This window comes from Phenylobacterium sp., from assembly GCF_030681155.1.
In the GTDB taxonomy this organism is placed as follows: domain Bacteria; phylum Pseudomonadota; class Alphaproteobacteria; order Caulobacterales; family Caulobacteraceae; genus Phenylobacterium.
The window spans coordinates 120,667-137,371 of the sequence record NZ_JAUXXE010000030.1 but is presented as its reverse complement, the minus strand read 5'-3'; the positions used below and the strand labels follow the sequence as shown (position 1 = coordinate 137,371).

The window sequence follows — 16,705 nt, the reverse complement described above, 5'->3', positions numbered from 1 at the left end:
CCCATCGCGACGGCTACCTCAGAGCAGGCGCTCCATTCGGGCGATGAACGCTTCGTGAGTCTCCGCCTCTCCCCACGCGCTGACCAAGGGCGCCAGCGAGGTAAGGTCGGCGAGTTGCCGCTTGGCGTCGTCGTAACGTTCTGAGCGCCGCCGCCGGAAAGTGTCGGCGACCATCGCCCGCAGCAGCAGGCTCGCGGCCATCGGGTGGCGGGCTTCCAGCATGGCGGCCGCAGGTTCAAGGACTTCACTCCGCACCGGCTCGATCTCGGACGCCCGCCTCAATACCAGCTCAGCCGCCGCGCCGGCCGCCGGCCAAGCAACCAGGAAGGCCAGCGCTTCGGTGAACTTGGGATAGAGCTTGGCGACCTCCAGGGCGCGCTCCTCGGCCTCCACATCGTCAAAGTCCGGCAGCCTGCGCAGGAAATCCCGCAACCGCCCCACCGCCAGCCGGGTCTCGAACGCGGCCCAACGCAGCTCCTGGGCCAGCTCGCGCTGAGCATCGGCTTCCAAGGCGGCGATATAGATTTCTTCCCAAGCCTCGCCGCCCGTCGGCAGCACACGCGCGCCGACCGGTGGGGCCGAATGAGCGAGCGCCGCCAGCGCATCCTCGGTTCGCCCCGCCGCCAGCAGCCGCCGCGCGATCTCGGCCCCGGCCATGGGCAACCGCGCCTCGGCCTCAGGAACCGCCCCGATGTAGCCCTCGACGTCGCCTTGCGCATCGGCCAACGCCTGCACCGCTGCGCGTACGCCCGGCCGACCGCGCGGCTTGGTGTCCAACACCTGCTGAAGCCGCGCGCGCAGCGCCGCCAGACCAGATTCGTCCAAGGCGGGGATCAAACTGCTCACCAGATCGCCGAGAATTTGCTCGCTGTCGGCCGCAAGCAACGCGACGACCTGATCGGCCATAGCCACCGGCTCAGGATGCGCACGCGCAGCGATATCGCCCGCCGCCGCGACGCCGGCTCGAAACGCTTCCTCGATCTGGCCGCGGCCGTCGTCCACCAGACTGAACAGCCCTTCGGCCATGGCCAGGAACCGCCAGAGAAATTGCAGCGCCAAGGCCGGGTCTTTCTCGGCGAGCGGCCCCACGATCATCGACCGCTGGAGTTCCAGATCACGCGCAAAGGCCTTGTAGCTGCGCCAATGCACCCGTGAGCGCCGATCCTCGATCGCCGTCAGCCGCTTGGCGATCTCCGTCGCCAGATGGTCGGCGCCGACCTCGCTGGCCAACTCCATGCGCAACCGCCGCTTGAGGCTGGGATCGCCGTCGGCGACATCCATCAGCACCGCCGCCAACCGCTCAGCTCCGAGGGCGATCAGATTGGGCGTGTTGAGCGTCTTGCGCGAACCGGCCCGCTTCACCTCGCGCACAGCGGCCTCATGGAAGGCAAACTCAAGGGCGGGCTCCAGAGTCGATAGGTGAGTGCTGGGCAGAAGATCCGACGCCTGGGCCTGACCAACGCCGCGATAGTCCGGGAGACGGCAGGCGGTGCAAGCAAAGTCGTCGCCCAGCGCGGGAGACAACGATCAGAACGCACCTAGCCCCTCAGAAGGACTTCGGCGAGGCCGATCACGCTCGGCGGCCCGAGTGCTGACCGGGTTGCTGCTAACCGCCTTCGCGCTTCCCCTCGCCGCCCCCGATCTGCGCGATCAGTGTTTTGGAGCAAATTGCCGCAAGGGCGCGGGCGCGCAGCGTGGCGTCGGACCGCTCTTATCGCCGCCATCCGGACGCTTCCTGAGCCTAGGCGATACCCTGCATAGGCTCGGCCTTCAGGACATCGATCATGTCAGACACAGGCCGTCTCGCGCGATGTGCAGATCGGGCCGTGACGCTGGCCGGAGCCCAGGCCACCACCCGCAACCCGACCACGCCGGGCTCGAGACTGAGGCGGCCATCCAACTGCACCATGCGATCGCGCATGCCGTTGACCCCTACCCCGATCGAGCGCGCCGATGGCTCGGGCAGGCCGACACCGTCATCCTCCACCTGCAGAGACACATCCCCTACGCCATAGCGAAGCACCACCCCGATGGAGCGCGCCCGCGCATGACGGTGAACATTCATCAGCGCCTCCTGCCCGACCCTGAACAGAGCCAGCTCGAGTTCAGACGACAACGGCCGGCGACGCCCCACCACATCGACGGAAATCTGCAGGCCGGTCCGACGCGCAAAGCCATCGGCGAAAGCGCGCAAAGTATCGGGCAAGCCGCGCTCCTCCAGTTCCGGAGGATGCAGCATGAAGGAAAAGGTCCGGATCTCGCGTTGAGCCGCCGACAGCGCCGCGCGCGTATCGTGCAGCGCCGAGCTCCCCTCCTGATGAAGGCTGATCCGGCGCTCGAGCGCCGTGAGCGAGAGGTCCATTGCGACTAGGTGCTGGACAGTGGCGTCGTGCAACTCGCGCCCGACCCTGCGCCGCTCGACAGTCTCAGCGAGAGCCAGCGCCTGGCCGGCCGCCTCCAGCGCCTTGGATAGGGCGTAGTGCTCGCTGACGTCGGTCGCTGCGCCGATGATCTTGCTCACCGCCCCGTTGGCGTCGCGCGCAAAAACCCTGGCCCGCCAGCGCACCGAGAGCCATCGGCCGTCCCGGACACGCATCCGCAACGTCGCCTCGGAGACCGCGTCGTCATCCATGGCGGCCAGTTCGGCCAGATGGGCGATGAAGGCTGGGACGTCGTGGCGATGCATCCGCCCGCGAATGGCTTCGAACTCTATCCCCGCCGGCGGTATCTCGAGCAGGTCGAGCAGTTCCTTTTGGACATAGCGGGTCCTACGGGCCGCCAAGTCGTAGACATAGACCATCCCCATGTTGAGCGGCCCCAGCCGGTCAAGCAGGGTGCGCCTTTCCTTGGAGAACATATCGCGCCGCGCGTGCTCCACGGTCAGCAGGATCTGCCCTCCCGACCGCTCGCCGATGGGGCTGGCTAAGACGTCCCGCTGCAGCGCGCTCCTCCCATTTCGATAGGTGACCGATGCGTGAGCAGCCTTGGCGCTCCTTTGGCACCGCCTGATCGCGTCGGAAATCAGCAGGCTGGCGTCGGGTGGAAAAACGTCCCGCAAGGGTCGCCCTTGCACCGCCGCGGCCTTCAAGCCGAGTTCAGCCAGGAAAGATGTGCTGAACCCCATGAAGGTTGGAACTTCGCCACGCGTGTCCAAAACCGCGGCCGGTCGCGGCATCGCCGCGAGGATCGGTCCATAATTGAGCAATGGCTCGTTACTAGTCTTCTGCGCTGACCCCGCCATCGAATACGTCGCCCTCCTCGAAGGACACCGCCTCACCAAGCGGCGCCGTACGCGGAACTGAGTAGTTCCACGGCTTCCGCCCCGTCCCGACGCCAACTGTATACATACAGCCAGATCAGGGTTCTTACCTATACGATAATGCGACTATCAGGTGTACTACCTAAGGGATCGCCAAAACCGATAGGAACAACCGATGCTGAGAATTCTGATCGCAGACGATCACGAAATCGTGCGCCGCGGTGTCCGACAGATCGTCGAGGCCCATCCCGGCTGGGAGGTTTGCGGCGAGGCGGCCGACGGCCAAGCGGCGTTGAACCTGGCGATCAAGGAGAAACCGGACGTCATGGTCCTGGATGTCTCCTTGCCCATCATGAACGGAATCGCGGTGACCCGCCGGCTTCGCCAGGATGCTCCCCAGACCAAGGTCCTGCTCTTCACCATGCACGACGACGATGAGACCGTGAGCGCCGGTCTATCGGCCGGAGCCCGAGGCTATCTCCTTAAAATGGAAAACGAACAGCTTCTGGAGACGGCGATTTCGGCCCTCGGGGCCAACCGTCCGTACTTCTCATCGGTGGTCTCGGAACTGCTGCTGGACGCCGCTGTCCATGACCGCCGCAAGTCTCGGCTGGAGAGCTTCACCAATCGCGAACTCGAGGTCGCGCAGCTGATCTCCGAGGGCAATTCCAACAAGCATATCGCCCGCCTGTTGTCCTTGAGCGTCAAGACGGTCGAAAGCCATCGCGCCGCGGCGATGCGAAAGGCCGGCGTCCACACGACGGCCGAGTTCGTCAGGTTCGCCATCAAGCAAAAGCTCATTCAGCCCTGATAGGGTCTGCACTGCCCATTGATCTGCGGCGGCTCCGGGCAAACCCTGAGAGGGTCTCGGGACAGCCGTCATCATCCCACCGCGCCGAAAACCGGGCGGGGTTCTTCCCGTGCGAAAACTCTGGCTCACACCGCGAGTTCTGGCCGCGCCCCACAGGCCATCCTGAAACTCGGTTGCGGGTTTCGCCCGACTGACGCGGACGGCCGCCGGGCGAACCATCGACATGTCCAGGCACTCGAAGGAGGCCCCCATGTTCCGCAAAGTCGCCGCACCGGTCACTTTCACTCTTCTGTTGCTGGCCGGTTGCGCGAGCGGCCCCGACGTGAAGGTCGATGCCGACCCCTCGACGAACTTCGCCAACTACAGAACCTATTCCTGGGCCTATAGCGCCGCGCCGCGCGGTATGAACCCGCTGGCCTATGAGCGCGTCCGGCAGTCGATCGACGCCAACCTGGCGTCTCGGGGCTTTACCCAGGCCGACCCTGGCGACTTCGCCGTCGGGTTCACCCTGGGCAAACGCGACAAAGTCGAGGTGACCGACTTTGGACCTTATGGCGCCTTCTATCCCGGATACGGCCGCGGCTTCCGCGGCGGATGGGCCGCGCCCTACAACAATGTCGACGTCCAAAACGTCACCGAAGGCACCCTGGCCATAGACATCTACGACACCGGCACCAAGAGGCCGGTCTGGCACGGTGTCGCCACCCAGAACATCGGTTCAAGCGTCACCGAGGCGCAGATCGACACCGCGGTGAATTCGGTACTAGCCAAATTGCCCGCTGGCACGCCGCCGACGCCGCCCAACTAGCTCAGCACGCGTCGCCAGGTGTCGTTCCTGGCTGGCGAAGACCCCACTGGGAGCCATGCTCATGAGGCAGTTCAAACTTGTTGCGGCGTCTATTTTGGGGGCTGGCCTGTTGGCCGGACCGATCCAGGCGGCCGCGCAAAGCACGCCGGCAAAACCCGCCGCCGCTGCGCCTGCGGTAGATCCGGCTTCGATCAAGGCGCTGGAGACCATGAGCGCCTACCTGCGGACGCTGAACGCCTTCGAGCTGAAAGCCGACATCGTGGCCGACGAGGTCACCGACGATGGACGCAAGCTGCAGCTCGGCAGCACCGTCACCTACAAGGTGCGCAAGCCGAGCCAGTTCACCATCGACACCGTCTCCGACCGCAAGGTCCGCAAGCTGTACTACGACGGCAAGCAGATCACCCTCTACGCGCCCAAGGTCGGCGTCTACGCCCAGGCCCCCGCGCCGCCGACGATCCGGGCCACTCTCGACGCCTTGCATGACGAGTACGACATCGACGTGCCGCTCGAGGATCTGTTCCGCTGGGGCGAGCCCGGCGACGACCGGGATAAGATCACCAAGGGCTTCTATGTCGGTCCAGCCAGGATCAACGGCGTCGAGACCGACCAGTACGCCTACACCACCGGCGATGTGGACTGGCAGGTCTGGATCGAGCGCGGCGACAAGCCGGTTCCACGCAAGATCGTCATCACCAGCCTGTTCGATGAAACCGACCCGCAGTTCTCCGCGAACTTGGACTGGAACACCGCTCCCGGCCTTAAGGACGCTGACTTCGCCTTCACACCGCCCCCGAACACGAGCTCGATCAAGTTCGCCAATTCGGCCGCCACCACCGCAGCCACCAAGTGAGGAGCGCCGCCATGACCACCGCTCGTCAGAACCTTTATTTCCACGTCGCGAGCCTGATGGGCGCAGCGATCGCCATGACGATCACCGCCATTCCGACGGACGCCTTTGCGCGCCCTGGGGGCGGAGGCGGCGGTCGCGCAGCAGCCAGCAGCGTGCATCGGGGCGGCGGCGGAGGCGGAGCCCAGCGCGCCGCCGCTTCCAGACCCCAGGCGGGAGCACGGCCCCAGGCGGCCGCCGCTGCGAATCCCAACGTCAATCGCGGCGGCGGTAACGTCGCGCGCGGTGGAAACACCGTAGCTCGGGGCGGCGATAACTACGCCGCTAGGGGCGGCAACCGCGTGAACACCGGCAACGTGAACGTCGGCAACAGCGTGAATGTCGATGTCGATCGTGGCTGGGACAATGATGGCTGGGACCACCATCCGGTCGCCGCCGGCATGGCCATCGGCACCGCCGCGGCGGTGACATCAGCCGTCGTCGGTTCGATGATCTACAGCCTGCCGCCGTCCTGCGCGAACCGCTACTATGGCGGCGTCACCTACTCCTACTGCAACGGGACTTGGTACCAGCCGCAGTACGCCGGTTCCTCAGTGACCTACGTCGTCGTCAACCAACCCTACTGACGCCACCCATGCGTCGCGTAGTCGTGACCACCGGGCTTGCGCTCGCCCTGTCGCTTGCCGCCGGTTCGGCGACCGCGTCGGGGCCGGAGGAAGCCGCGTCCAAGGCACAGTCCAGTGGTGAAGCCGCCGCCGAGGCCAAGGAAGGCGGCAAGCCCAGCTTTGTGATCATGCCAATCCCGCAGTCCAATCCGGCGCTGGGCAACGGCTTGGCGCTCGCGGCGGTCGCGCTCTACGAGCCGAAAGGTTCGGGCGGAGTCTGGACCACCGGCGGGGGCGGTCTCTACACCGACACAGAAAGCTGGGCCGCCGCGATCTTCCAGAAGGCGCACTTTTCCGAGGACCAATTCCGCCTCACGGCCGCTGGCGGATACGGCGACATGAACCTCAAATTCTACGGGATCGGCGGCGGGGCCGGCGAGCGGGACTTCTCTATCGGCCTTAACCAGAAGGGCATCTTCGCGCTCGGCCAAGGCCTCTACCGCGTCCGCCCCAATCTTTATGCGGGCGCCCAGTACCGGTTCCTGAAGGTCGACACCACGCTAGACAGAGACGGCCCGCCGAAGTTCCCTGATCTAAACCTGCCGACCTACGAACTGGAAAGCCAAGTATCCGGGCTCGGGCCCGCGGCGGAGTACGACACCCGTGACGTCGAATACGGCCCGACCAAAGGGATCTACGCCCAAGCCCAATGGCTCTGGAACGGAGACCTGATCGGCAGCGACTTCGACTATTCGAAGTTCACCGGCTCGGTGAACGGCTATCATGGGATGGGCAATGGCGTGCTGGCCTGGCGCAGCTCGCTCTGCGCGGCCAGCGACGGCGCCCCGTTTTATGACCTGTGCCTGTTCGGTCAGAACAACGACCTGCGCGGCTACGAAACCGGACAATACCGCGATGGGGCGACCTGGGCGGCGCAGGCCGAGTATCGCCACCCGCTGTTCTGGCGTTTCGGCGCGGTGGCTTTCGCAGGGGTCGGCGGCATCGCCCCCAGGATCAGCCACCTGGGCGACAGCACTGTCCTGCCGGCGGCCGGGATCGGGCTGCGGTTCGCCGCCTCACGCAAGTACAAGGTCAACATGAGCCTCGACGCCGCGTGGGGTAAGGACTCCTCGGCCATCTACTTCTACATCGGCGAGGCGTTCTAAACTTCGGCTCAGCCCGCGCCAAAACCCCACATAATGACCGGAGGTATCGCTGGCAGCGTCACGGTCCGCACCACGCCGACGATGCAAGCCGCCACCGACAGGAGGGCCAAGACCATCCGCACCCTCGGCTTCTTGAATGTCTGGCAAATGCCGCCGAAAAATAGGGCGCTCGCCAGAATGACGGTGGCCTGGACGTAGATGTCGCCGATATCGTTGTCGCGCTCGCCCTGATCGAAGACCGCCTGGGCCTCGGCTTCGAGCGCCTCTGCCTGCGCCCTTTCCGGAAGACTGTACTCCTTCATGAAGAACGGCCCCTGCGGCGCATCGGGGTTCGTCAGCGGGCGAAGCGCCGTCCAGGCGTCGAACGCCTCCCGGAAGTCGGGCCTGAACCGCGCGTAGTAGAATTCCTGCAACTGGGTTTCACCAGCGCCCATGGCGTCGAGCCATGACGAAAATATCGCGAGATCCACGGCCTCCAGAACATCGGCCCTGGCCGCAGCTTTCGACCCTTCAATCCGCAGAGCGTTGGCGCGGCTATAGCTCGCGGCCTGCTCGCCATCCCAAAGCGCCGCCTGATAGGTGGACCAAGTCGTGGTCAGGGCCGCTACCGAAAGGCTGATGACGATCAAGGCCTCCAGCCACGGGGGATCGACGTTGGGCTTTGCGTCAGCCATCTCAGGCCCCAGGCTCGGGCTTGCGCTCATGCATAAAGGCCTCAAGGTCGCGTTCCAGGAAGTAATTGAGGAAGGTCCGGATCGCGGCGATCGCCGCCAGTTGGCCGATGTCGTCCCAGGTCGGGGCGATGGCGGTCCGCACGATATCGGCGGCCAGAGCGAACTCCAGCGACAGCAATATCCAGGAGGCGAAGCGCCTCCAGACGACGCGCTTGGTTCCCTGCCCGCTGAGCTTGTTCCAACCCATCGCCAGGCCGATCAACGCCTCGCCGGCGCCCAGCGCGACGACCAGCACGGTGGCCAATTCACAGGCCAAGGCGACGGTCGCCACGATCATGTCCAGGACGCTTTCCATGGCGCAAACGGCGCCACGAAGCTCCGCTTCGCGAAATCAGGCAAAACCCGCACGCCGCCCGGGCTGACGCCTAGCCAGCGCCGACGGCGCCGATCACTGACCCCAGGCGTTTCCCACATCGTCTGAGACGTCCGCCGGACCGCGCCGATCACCCTGCGATGGTCTGCTTGTGCGCCGCCACCTCGGGCGGTTCGGCGCCGCGGCTCGGCTGATCAGCCATCACGACGATGCGATACGAGAGTACGCCTATGATCGGCAAAACCATGTCGGCCAACTGGCCACAGCGCTGGACGAAGCGCCGAGGCGCGGCTGGGTCGTCGTCAGCATGAAAACCGATCAGTAGCCAATTTTCCCGTTCGATCGGGCTTAGGAAACACCAGCCATCTGGGGCGGGCTGAAGGCCTATCTAGTGTCGTTACCTGATCCCCCCTCCCGCCTGCACGTGATGCCATCGCCGCTCATAGGATCAAGCCGAGACGGTCATGCCCAAGGGAAAACCCAACATCCTGGTCATCTGGGGCGATGACATCGGGATCAGCAATCTAGGCTGCTACTCGCACGGCCTAATGGGCTACAATACGCCTAACATCGACCGCCTCGCCAACGAGGGCATGCTTGTTCCTCGACTCCTACGGGGAACAGTCCTGCACCGCCGGTCGCTCGTCCTTCATCACCGGTCAAAGCGTGTTGCGGACAGGACTGTCCAAGGTCGGGATCCCAGGCGCAACCAGTGGGCGGCGACCTTCAAGGAGTTCCCACCGATCCAGAAGCCGAACTCGTTCACGATCGACGACGTGATCTCGATGCCGCGCGACGCCTCCACTGCGGCCGCCTCGTAGCGATGCCCCAACCCCTACCCTCCTGGCGTTCCGGCAAGGCCCGGGACGCCATCGTAGAGTTCGTCAATGCGGTGACCGTGCAAGGCGGGGTTGACTTTGTCCCCCCGCCCGAGCGGATCGCGGTGTTCGACAACGACGGCACCCTGTGGTGCGAACAGCCGGTGCAGGTGCAGGTCGCCTTCGCCCAGGCTCGCATCAGGCAGTTGGCTGACGCCGACCCCACGCTCAAGGACCGTCAACCGTTCAGGGCTTTCCTCGAACACGACCTCGCCACGATCCACACCCTGGGCAAGGAAGGCGTCTTCGAGGTCGCATTCGCAGCCCATTCCGGCGTCACCATCGAGACTTTCGACAAGCTGTCGAAGGCTTGGCTCGCCGAGACCCGCCACCCCCAGTTCGGACGGCGCTACACCGAACTGGTCTACCAGCCTCAACTCGAGCTGCTGGACTATTTGCGCGCCAATGGTTTCAAGACCTTTATCGTCTCGGGCGGCGGGGCGGACTTCATTCGCGCCTTCGCCGAGCAGACCTATGGCGTGCCGCCCGAACAGGTCGTCGGCAGCACGGTGAACACCAAGCTTCAGGAGACCGATGGTCATCTTGAGCTAATGAAACTGGCCGAGCTTCAGAGCTTCGACGACCGCGAGGTCAAGGTTCAAAACATCGGCCTGCACATCGGCCGGCGCCCGATCCTGGCCTTCGGCAACTCCGACGGGGACCTTGCGATGATGCGCTACACCCTGTCAGCGCCGGGTCGGCGATTGGCCCTGCTGGTTCATCACGACGACAATGAGCGCGAGGTCGCCTATGACCGCGACTTCCGCCTCAGCCCTCTGGTCGAAGCCCTGGACAAGGCCGACGACTATGGGATCACCGTGGTCAGCGTCGCCAAGGACTGGGCCGAGGTTTTTCCACCCCAAGCCTGACGTCAGGTGAAGACCTAAGACCCGCTAGGGGGATGGCCTGATCGCTGGCCGCTCGCTAGCGTGGTCTCCTGAATCATGCCCCACACCGCTGCATCCCCTATTGAACTAAATGCCCGCTCCGGCATGGTCTGGATCCCCAGCCGGACTTTCCGCATGGGGTCGGACCGGCACTATGCTGAAGAGGCGCCGTCACGCGACGTGACGGTCGCCGGCTTCTGGATCGACCAGGCCCCGGTCACGAACCGCGACTTCCGGAGCTTTGTGGAGGCGACCGACTGGGTCACTCAGGCCGAGATCGCACCCCGCGCCGAGGATTACCCGGGCGCTGATCCGAACCTCTTGACCGCCTCATCGCTGGTGTTCACGCCCAGCGACGGGCCTGTGGATCTGCGCAATATCGGCAACTGGTGGCGCTTCCTGCCCGGCGCCCAATGGCGCCACCCCTATGGCCCGGACAGTTCGATCGAAGGCCTTGAAGACCACCCGGTGGTCCATGTGGCCTGGGCAGATGTGGCCGCCTACGCAGAATGGGCCGGCGCCGACCTTCCGACCGAAGCTGAGTGGGAACTGGCCGCGCGCGGCGGCTTGGACGACACCGAATTTGCGTGGGGCGACGAATTCGCGCCGGGCGGCCAGCAGATGGCCAACACTTGGCAGGGGCAGTTCCCTTACGAGAACACCGCCGAGGATGGCTGGCTCCGCACCTCGCCGGTCGGCGCCTATCCGCCCAACGGGTACGGCCTGGTCGATATGGTCGGCAACACCTGGGAGTGGACCAAGGACTGGTGGTCGTCACACGCAGCCGAGGCTCCGAAAAGCTGCTGTGCGGCGAGCAAGCCGCTCGCCGAGACCGAGACGGCCAGTATCGATCCCAACGACCCGGCCCGTATCACCCGCAAAGTGCTCAAGGGCGGCTCCCACCTCTGCGCGCCCAGCTACTGCCGTCGCTACCGGCCGGCGGCCCGTCACGCCCAGCCGATCGACACCTCGACAAGCCATGTTGGCTTCCGTTGCGTGCTGAGGCCGCCCGCCTGACCTGATCGGGCCTCCTGACTGGCCCGGACCGGGTAACACCTGATCCTCGCCTCCGCCGCCGCCCGACATTGTTGAGGCGACGCTGGTCGGAGAGCCTCATGCATAGACTGCCGCCGCACGAACGCTGGATGCTAGCGCTCACGGGGTCCTTTGTGACCAAGTCTCCGATTATCTTCCTGGCGGCGCTTGCTACCTTGCCGACCGTCGTCCTAGGCCAAGACGGCGGCGACGCCGAGTTGGCCAAGCAACTATCCAACCCCGTCTCCAGCCTGATCAGCGTACCCTTCCAGAGCAACTACGACTGCTGCTTCGGCCCGGAGGACGCCGGCAAGTTCACGCTCAACATACAGCCGGTCGTCCCCGTAAAGCTGAACGAGGATTGGAACGTGATCGTCCGCACCATCGTGCCGGTGATCTGGCAGGACGAGACGGTCGCCGGCCAAGGCGACTCCTTCGGCTTCGGCGACGTCACCCAGAGCTTCTTCTTCACGCCCAGGAAGGCGGGCGGCGTCACCTGGGGCATCGGCCCGGCGATCCTCTATCCGCTTGGGAATGATGAACTGGGAAGCGAGAAATGGGGCCTGGGTCCCACGGCGCTGGTCTTGAAGCAATCGGGGCCGACAACGATCGGCCTGCTGGCCAACCACATCTGGTCCGTCGCCGGAGAGAAGAACCGCCAGGACATCAGCGCGACTTTCCTGCAGCCCTTCTACGCCTACGCATATCCCAACAGCACCACCATCTCGATCAATCTGGAGTCCACCTACGATTGGAAGCACGAGCAGTGGACGATCCCGCTGAACGCCGGCGTGAGCCACATCTACAAGTTCGGTGAGCAACGAGTTTCCCTAGCCGTCCAGGGGCGGTTCTATCTGGAACAGCCGGACCGAGGACCCGAGTGGGGCGCGCGCTTCGTCGCCACCTTGCTGTTCCCCAAAAACTGACTCACCTGCCCCCGGCCTCTTGAATTTGCGCAAAACTACACAACGTTCTCACGTAGCAATTGACGGAGAACCGCTCATGACCACGCTCGTCTTTGTCGCCCTGGCCCAGGGCGACCAGCAAGCCGGCTACACGGCCAGCTTCCCCGACCTGCCCGACATCGCCGCCAGCGGCGCCGACATGGCCGAACTGGTCACCACCGCGCGCGAGGCTGTCCTGCAGGAACTGCAACGCATCGCCGATGACGGCCGCGAATGGCCCAAGCCGACCCCGATCGAGAACGTCACCCACAAGCCGGGGGTCATCGCCTTCCTGGTCGACATCACCGTCGAGGACACGCCGGTGCGCGTGAACATCTCGATTGGCGAACGCCTGTTGAAGCGGATCGACCAGGGGGCCGAAGCGCGCGGCATGAGCCGCTCGGGCTTTATCGCCTCGGCCGCCCGCACCGCGCTCGGCGACCGGCCTGCGAGCCCCGGCGTCACCGACTTCGACGCCGTCGCCCGCAAGCTCCAGGACGAATGGTCGGTTCTTGGCCGCAAGATCACCGACAGTCTCGGCCCCGACTCGGCGTTCAATCGCAACATGACCGAGTTCGACAACAAGGTGACCGAGACCATCCGCAAGACCGCCGACAACATCTCGGCGGCGATGGCGCGCCGCAAGGAGACCGAGGCGCGCGCGGCGCGCGAAGAGGCCGCCCCGACGGCCGAAAGCTAGCGGCCGATGACCGCCGCCGCGCTGGTCGCCGCCGCAGGATCCCGCGACGACCTGAAGGCGCGCGAGCTCAAGCGCATGCAGACCATCGCCACCGGCCTTCTGGTCGTGATGGCGATGGTCTTCGTCGCCGCCAGCCTGGCGGACGACCGCTGGCCTTGGCTGGGCTATGTCCGTGCTTTCGCTGAGGCCGGCATGGTCGGCGCTTGCGCCGACTGGTTCGCGGTCACCGCCATCTTCCGTAGGCCGCTGGGCTTGCCGATCCCGCACACCGGCATCATTCCGCGAAACAAGGATCGGATCGGCCAGGCGCTGGGCGACTTCATCGCCAACAACTTCCTGACCGTCGATGTGCTCGACAGCCGGCTGAAGCAGTTGGAAGTCGCCCGTTGGGGCGGTGAGTGGCTGCGCCAACCCCGCCACGCCCGGCGCCTCGCCCGCCGGCTTTCGGGCCTCCTGCCCGGCGCGCTGCGCGTCCTGCCCAAGGACATGCTGCGCGACACCGCCGCCTCCATCGGCATGACGGCGGCAAAGGCCATCCCGGCCGCCCCGACCGCGTCGAAGATCCTGGCCGCGGTCTGGAACGAGGGCCGCTCGCAAGCCCTGTTCGATTGGGGTGTGGACCAGTTGGCGACCTACCTCGCCGAGCACGAGGAAGAGATCGCGGCCAATGTCGAAACGCGATCCTGGAAGTGGATGCCGAAATTCGTCGATCGGATAATCGCCGAAAAGATCACCGCCGGCCTTGGGCAGGTACTGGAGGAAATGCGCGCGCCCGACCACCCCTGGCGGCTGGAGCTTGGCGCGGCCATTGAGGCGTTCATCGAGCGCCTGGCCCATGACCCCGACCTGATCGCCAAGGGCGAGGAACTCAAGCTGCGGCTATTGCAGGATCCACGACTGCACGAGCAGGCGCGCGGCGTCTGGAACGAACTCGAGACCCGTCTCAGCACCGCCGAAAGCCCACTGATCGCCGAGCGCCTGGAACAGATGCTGCTGGCCCTTGGCGAGTGGCTGCATACGGAAGAGAGCGCCCAGGCGCGGCTCAACGAATGGGCCCGCATTCTGGCCCGCCAGGTGATCGCCCCCCGCCGCCACGAGATCGGCGGCTTCATCGCCCAGGTCGTGGCGAGCTGGGACACCAAGGGCGTTGTGGACAAGCTAGAGTTGCAGGTCGGCAAAGACCTTCAGTACATCCGCGTGAACGGAACAATCGTTGGCGGTCTTGTAGGCCTCGTCATCTATACGTTGAGCCAGGTCCTGAACCTGTAGCGCGCCGCGACTTAAGAACGCGAATGCGTCGCAAAAACTTTCCTTCCGCCACCAGTGCGTGCTAGTGCGACCCACTCTCAACTAGCTTGACCTGGAGCCGGCATGTCCCTTTCTGTGTTCGCCAACGTCCTGATGAGGACGACTGCGGGGGCCTGCTTGGCGATGATGGGCGGCGCGGCCTACGCCGAAGGCGAATCCGAGGACAAGCGCCGCAAGGCCCCGGTCGCGATCAGCGCCCAGAGCGCGGCCAGCGACGTCAACGCCGTCAATGACGTCGAGGCGGTGGTCGTCACCGCGTCCGGCTTCGAGCAACGCGTTGTAGAGGCGCCCGCCAGCGTCACCGTCATTCCGCGCCAGGAGCTGGAGCAGATGCGGGCCACAAACCTGGCCGAAGTGCTGTCAACCGTCGAGGGCGTCGACATCGGCGGCGCGGTCGGCAAGACCGGCGGCCTGAATATCAACATCCGGGGCATGGGCTCGGACTACACCCTGATCCTGATCGACGGCCGCCGCCAGAACACCGCCGGCAGCGTGACACCGAACGGCTTTGGCGAAACCTCCACCAGCTTCCTGCCGCCCGTCGCCGCCATCGAGCGCATCGAGGTAGTCCGTGGGCCGGTCTCGACCCTCTACGGCTCAGACGCCATGGGCGGGGTGGTCAACATCATCACCCGCAAGATCGGCGAGACCTGGGGCGGCTCGGTCACCCTGGACGCCACGTTCCAGGGCGACGACCAGTTCGGCAATCTCTACGGCGGCAACTTCTACGCCAACGGCCCGATCGTCCGCGACCTGCTGGGGTTGGCTGTGCGGGGCAGCTTCGTGAACCGCGAAGCGTCCGGCCTGACCTTCGAGAACACCACCGGCGCCGAAGTCCCGGTGGCCGGCTTCGGCCGCAGCTCCACCAAGAGCGAACTGCGCAACATCGGCGGCCGACTGAACCTGACGCCGCACGCCGATCATGACATCTGGCTGGACGTCGATGTCTCCACGCAGTGGTACGACAACAGCAAGGGACAGATGGGTACCAACACCACCGCAGGCGGCTACGCCGATGCGCTGGAGTTCAACCGCGAACAGTACGTCCTGGCGCACGACTGGCGCACCCGGTTCGGCGTGATCGAGAGCAACCTCTCGCAGGCCAAGACCGAGACCATCGGCCGGATCATCCCCAATGGCGTGGCCGGCGCCGGCGGCGCACGCAAGCTGGAATCAACCAACACCATCTTCGACACCAAGCTGTTCTCACAGTGGCGCAACCACACCTTCACCGTCGGCGGGCAGTACTGGGACGCCGAGATGGTCGATGGCGTGGCGCCAGGCACGTTCGAGCACCAGCAGTGGGCCGTGTTCGCCGAGGACGAATGGCGCTTTACCGACGAACTGGCCCTGACGCTGGGCGCGCGTCACGACGATCACAGCACGTTCGGCTCGCATTTCAGCCCGCGCGCCTATCTGGTCTGGAACGCCAATGACAACTGGACGCTCAAGGGCGGCGTCAGCCAGGGCTTCAAGACCCCGCGGCTGGAACAGCTAGCCAGCGGCATCAACGGCTTCGGCAACCAGGGTCGCCTGCCCTTGCTCGGCACCCCGACCCTGAAGCCGGAAACCAGCACCAGCGCCGAGTTTGGCGTCTACTACGACAACCTCAATGGTTTCAGCGCCAACGCCACGGTGTTCAACAACACCTTCGAAGACAAGATCGCCACCGGCCAGCCAGTCGCCAACTGCAGCGCCGGCCTGACCCAGGCGCAGTACAACGCCGGCGTCGGCGGCCCGGCCGGCTGCGTCGATGTCGGGTTCTTCCCGAACTTCCCGACCTTCGGCCAGAGCGTGAATATCGACGAGGCGGTTACTCGCGGCGTCGAGACCTCCGCGCGCCTGCGGTTCGCCGAGGACTGGAACCTAGGCGTCAACTACACCTACACCGACAGCGAGCAGAAGAGCGGCGCCTCGGCGGGCATGCCCCTCACCGACACCCCCAAGCACATGCTGAACGCCAACCTGCGTTGGGCCGCCACCGACCGGCTGACCACCTGGCTACGCGGCGAATATCGCAGCGAACGCTTCCGCTCCGACGCGGCCGCGCGCCAGGTCTGGGGCGACTACAAGGCCTACAGCCTGTTCCACGCCGGCGGGTCGTTCCAGGTTACCCAGCACGTCACCATCAATGCGACGGTCTACAACCTGCTGAACACCGACTTCGTGAAATTGCTGCCCTATGGGACGCCGGTCGCCTATGCGCCGGAGTACACCAACAACCAAGAGCCGCGTCGCCTCTGGATCTCAGTGAAGGTCGATTTCTAACTACGCCAAGCGCCTCCGAGGGTCCCTCGGAGGCGTTTTTACATGGCTGGGCGCGTCTACGGAGTGAGCAGATGTCGGCTAGTTCGGCCGCATCCAAGACGGCGAGACTTGGTTAAACGCCAATTTGGCCCCCGATCCA

17 protein-coding genes are annotated in these 16,705 nt (G+C 65.3%); 13 read left to right on the top strand and 4 right to left on the bottom strand.

Translation table 11 applies throughout. The annotated features are described in order from the left end of the window. Positions 1-18 precede the first annotated feature (18 nt). Positions 19-1,524 carry a DUF6880 family protein gene (locus Q8M13_RS06980; RefSeq protein WP_305299058.1) on the bottom strand — a complete coding sequence of 502 codons (1,506 nt, stop codon included), beginning with the start codon at positions 1,522-1,524 and terminating at the stop codon, positions 19-21. Positions 1,525-1,741: 217 nt separating this feature from the next. Beyond that, on the bottom strand, positions 1,742-3,205 hold the full coding sequence (locus Q8M13_RS06975; RefSeq protein ID WP_305299057.1) for a histidine kinase: 1,464 nt from the start codon (positions 3,203-3,205) through the stop codon (positions 1,742-1,744). A gap of 229 nt (positions 3,206-3,434) precedes the next feature. Here Q8M13_RS06975 and Q8M13_RS06970 point away from each other — a divergent pair, with 229 nt between their 5' ends. From Q8M13_RS06970 to Q8M13_RS06950, 5 genes are all read left to right on the top strand, one after another. Next, complete coding sequence (locus Q8M13_RS06970; RefSeq protein WP_305299056.1) at positions 3,435-4,070, top strand: response regulator transcription factor; 636 nt, start codon at positions 3,435-3,437, stop codon at positions 4,068-4,070. A 250-nt stretch (positions 4,071-4,320) separates the two neighbouring features. Then, the gene (locus tag Q8M13_RS06965; RefSeq protein WP_305299055.1) at positions 4,321-4,878 is read left to right on the top strand and encodes a DUF4136 domain-containing protein; all 558 of its coding nucleotides are present in this window, start codon (positions 4,321-4,323) and stop codon (positions 4,876-4,878) included. 109 nt (positions 4,879-4,987) lie between these two features. After that, on the top strand, positions 4,988-5,731 hold the full coding sequence (locus Q8M13_RS06960; protein WP_305299054.1) for a DUF2092 domain-containing protein: 744 nt from the start codon (positions 4,988-4,990) through the stop codon (positions 5,729-5,731). An 11-nt stretch (positions 5,732-5,742) separates the two neighbouring features. Beyond that, the gene (locus Q8M13_RS06955; RefSeq protein WP_305299053.1) at positions 5,743-6,354 is read left to right on the top strand and encodes a hypothetical protein; all 612 of its coding nucleotides are present in this window, start codon (positions 5,743-5,745) and stop codon (positions 6,352-6,354) included. A gap of 8 nt (positions 6,355-6,362) precedes the next feature. Beyond that, a complete protein-coding gene (locus Q8M13_RS06950; RefSeq protein WP_305299052.1) occupies positions 6,363-7,499 on the top strand; it encodes a BamA/TamA family outer membrane protein in 1,137 nt (378 codons plus the stop codon). A gap of 8 nt (positions 7,500-7,507) precedes the next feature. Here Q8M13_RS06950 and Q8M13_RS06945 read toward each other — a convergent pair whose 3' ends face one another. Both Q8M13_RS06945 and Q8M13_RS06940 read right to left on the bottom strand, forming a co-directional pair. Beyond that, complete coding sequence (locus Q8M13_RS06945; protein ID WP_305299051.1) at positions 7,508-8,173, bottom strand: hypothetical protein; 666 nt, start codon at positions 8,171-8,173, stop codon at positions 7,508-7,510. A gap of 1 nt (position 8,174) precedes the next feature. Further along, positions 8,175-8,528 (bottom strand): DUF1622 domain-containing protein, encoded by a 354-nt coding sequence (locus Q8M13_RS06940; RefSeq protein WP_305299050.1) that lies wholly within the window; start codon positions 8,526-8,528, stop codon positions 8,175-8,177. 169 nt (positions 8,529-8,697) lie between these two features. Between Q8M13_RS06940 and Q8M13_RS06935 the strand changes: the two genes are divergently transcribed. The 8 genes from Q8M13_RS06935 to Q8M13_RS06900 all read left to right on the top strand — a co-directional run bounded on the left by Q8M13_RS06935 (position 8,698) and on the right by Q8M13_RS06900 (position 16,566). Further along, on the top strand, positions 8,698-8,871 hold the full coding sequence (locus Q8M13_RS06935) for a hypothetical protein (RefSeq protein WP_305299049.1): 174 nt from the start codon (positions 8,698-8,700) through the stop codon (positions 8,869-8,871). Positions 8,872-9,010: 139 nt separating this feature from the next. Next, entirely contained in the window at positions 9,011-9,367 is a 357-nt protein-coding gene (locus Q8M13_RS06930; protein WP_305299048.1) for a sulfatase-like hydrolase/transferase, read from the top strand. Positions 9,368-9,369: 2 nt separating this feature from the next. After that, positions 9,370-10,293: an HAD family phosphatase gene (locus Q8M13_RS06925; protein WP_305299047.1), complete on the top strand. Its 924-nt coding sequence runs from the start codon at positions 9,370-9,372 to the stop codon at positions 10,291-10,293. A gap of 75 nt (positions 10,294-10,368) precedes the next feature. Beyond that, a complete protein-coding gene (locus Q8M13_RS06920) occupies positions 10,369-11,328 on the top strand; it encodes a formylglycine-generating enzyme family protein (RefSeq protein WP_305299046.1) in 960 nt (319 codons plus the stop codon). A gap of 98 nt (positions 11,329-11,426) precedes the next feature. Beyond that, positions 11,427-12,272, top strand: a complete 846-nt coding sequence (locus Q8M13_RS06915) for a hypothetical protein (RefSeq protein WP_305299045.1) — start codon at positions 11,427-11,429, stop codon at positions 12,270-12,272. 76 nt (positions 12,273-12,348) lie between these two features. Then, complete coding sequence (locus tag Q8M13_RS06910) at positions 12,349-12,990, top strand: type II toxin-antitoxin system HicB family antitoxin (RefSeq protein WP_305299044.1); 642 nt, start codon at positions 12,349-12,351, stop codon at positions 12,988-12,990. Positions 12,991-12,996: 6 nt separating this feature from the next. Beyond that, positions 12,997-14,259: a DUF445 domain-containing protein gene (locus tag Q8M13_RS06905; RefSeq protein WP_305299043.1), complete on the top strand. Its 1,263-nt coding sequence runs from the start codon at positions 12,997-12,999 to the stop codon at positions 14,257-14,259. Between the two features lie 102 nt (positions 14,260-14,361). Next, positions 14,362-16,566, top strand: a complete 2,205-nt coding sequence (locus tag Q8M13_RS06900; RefSeq protein ID WP_305299042.1) for a TonB-dependent receptor domain-containing protein — start codon at positions 14,362-14,364, stop codon at positions 16,564-16,566. Positions 16,567-16,705: the final 139 nt, after the last annotated feature.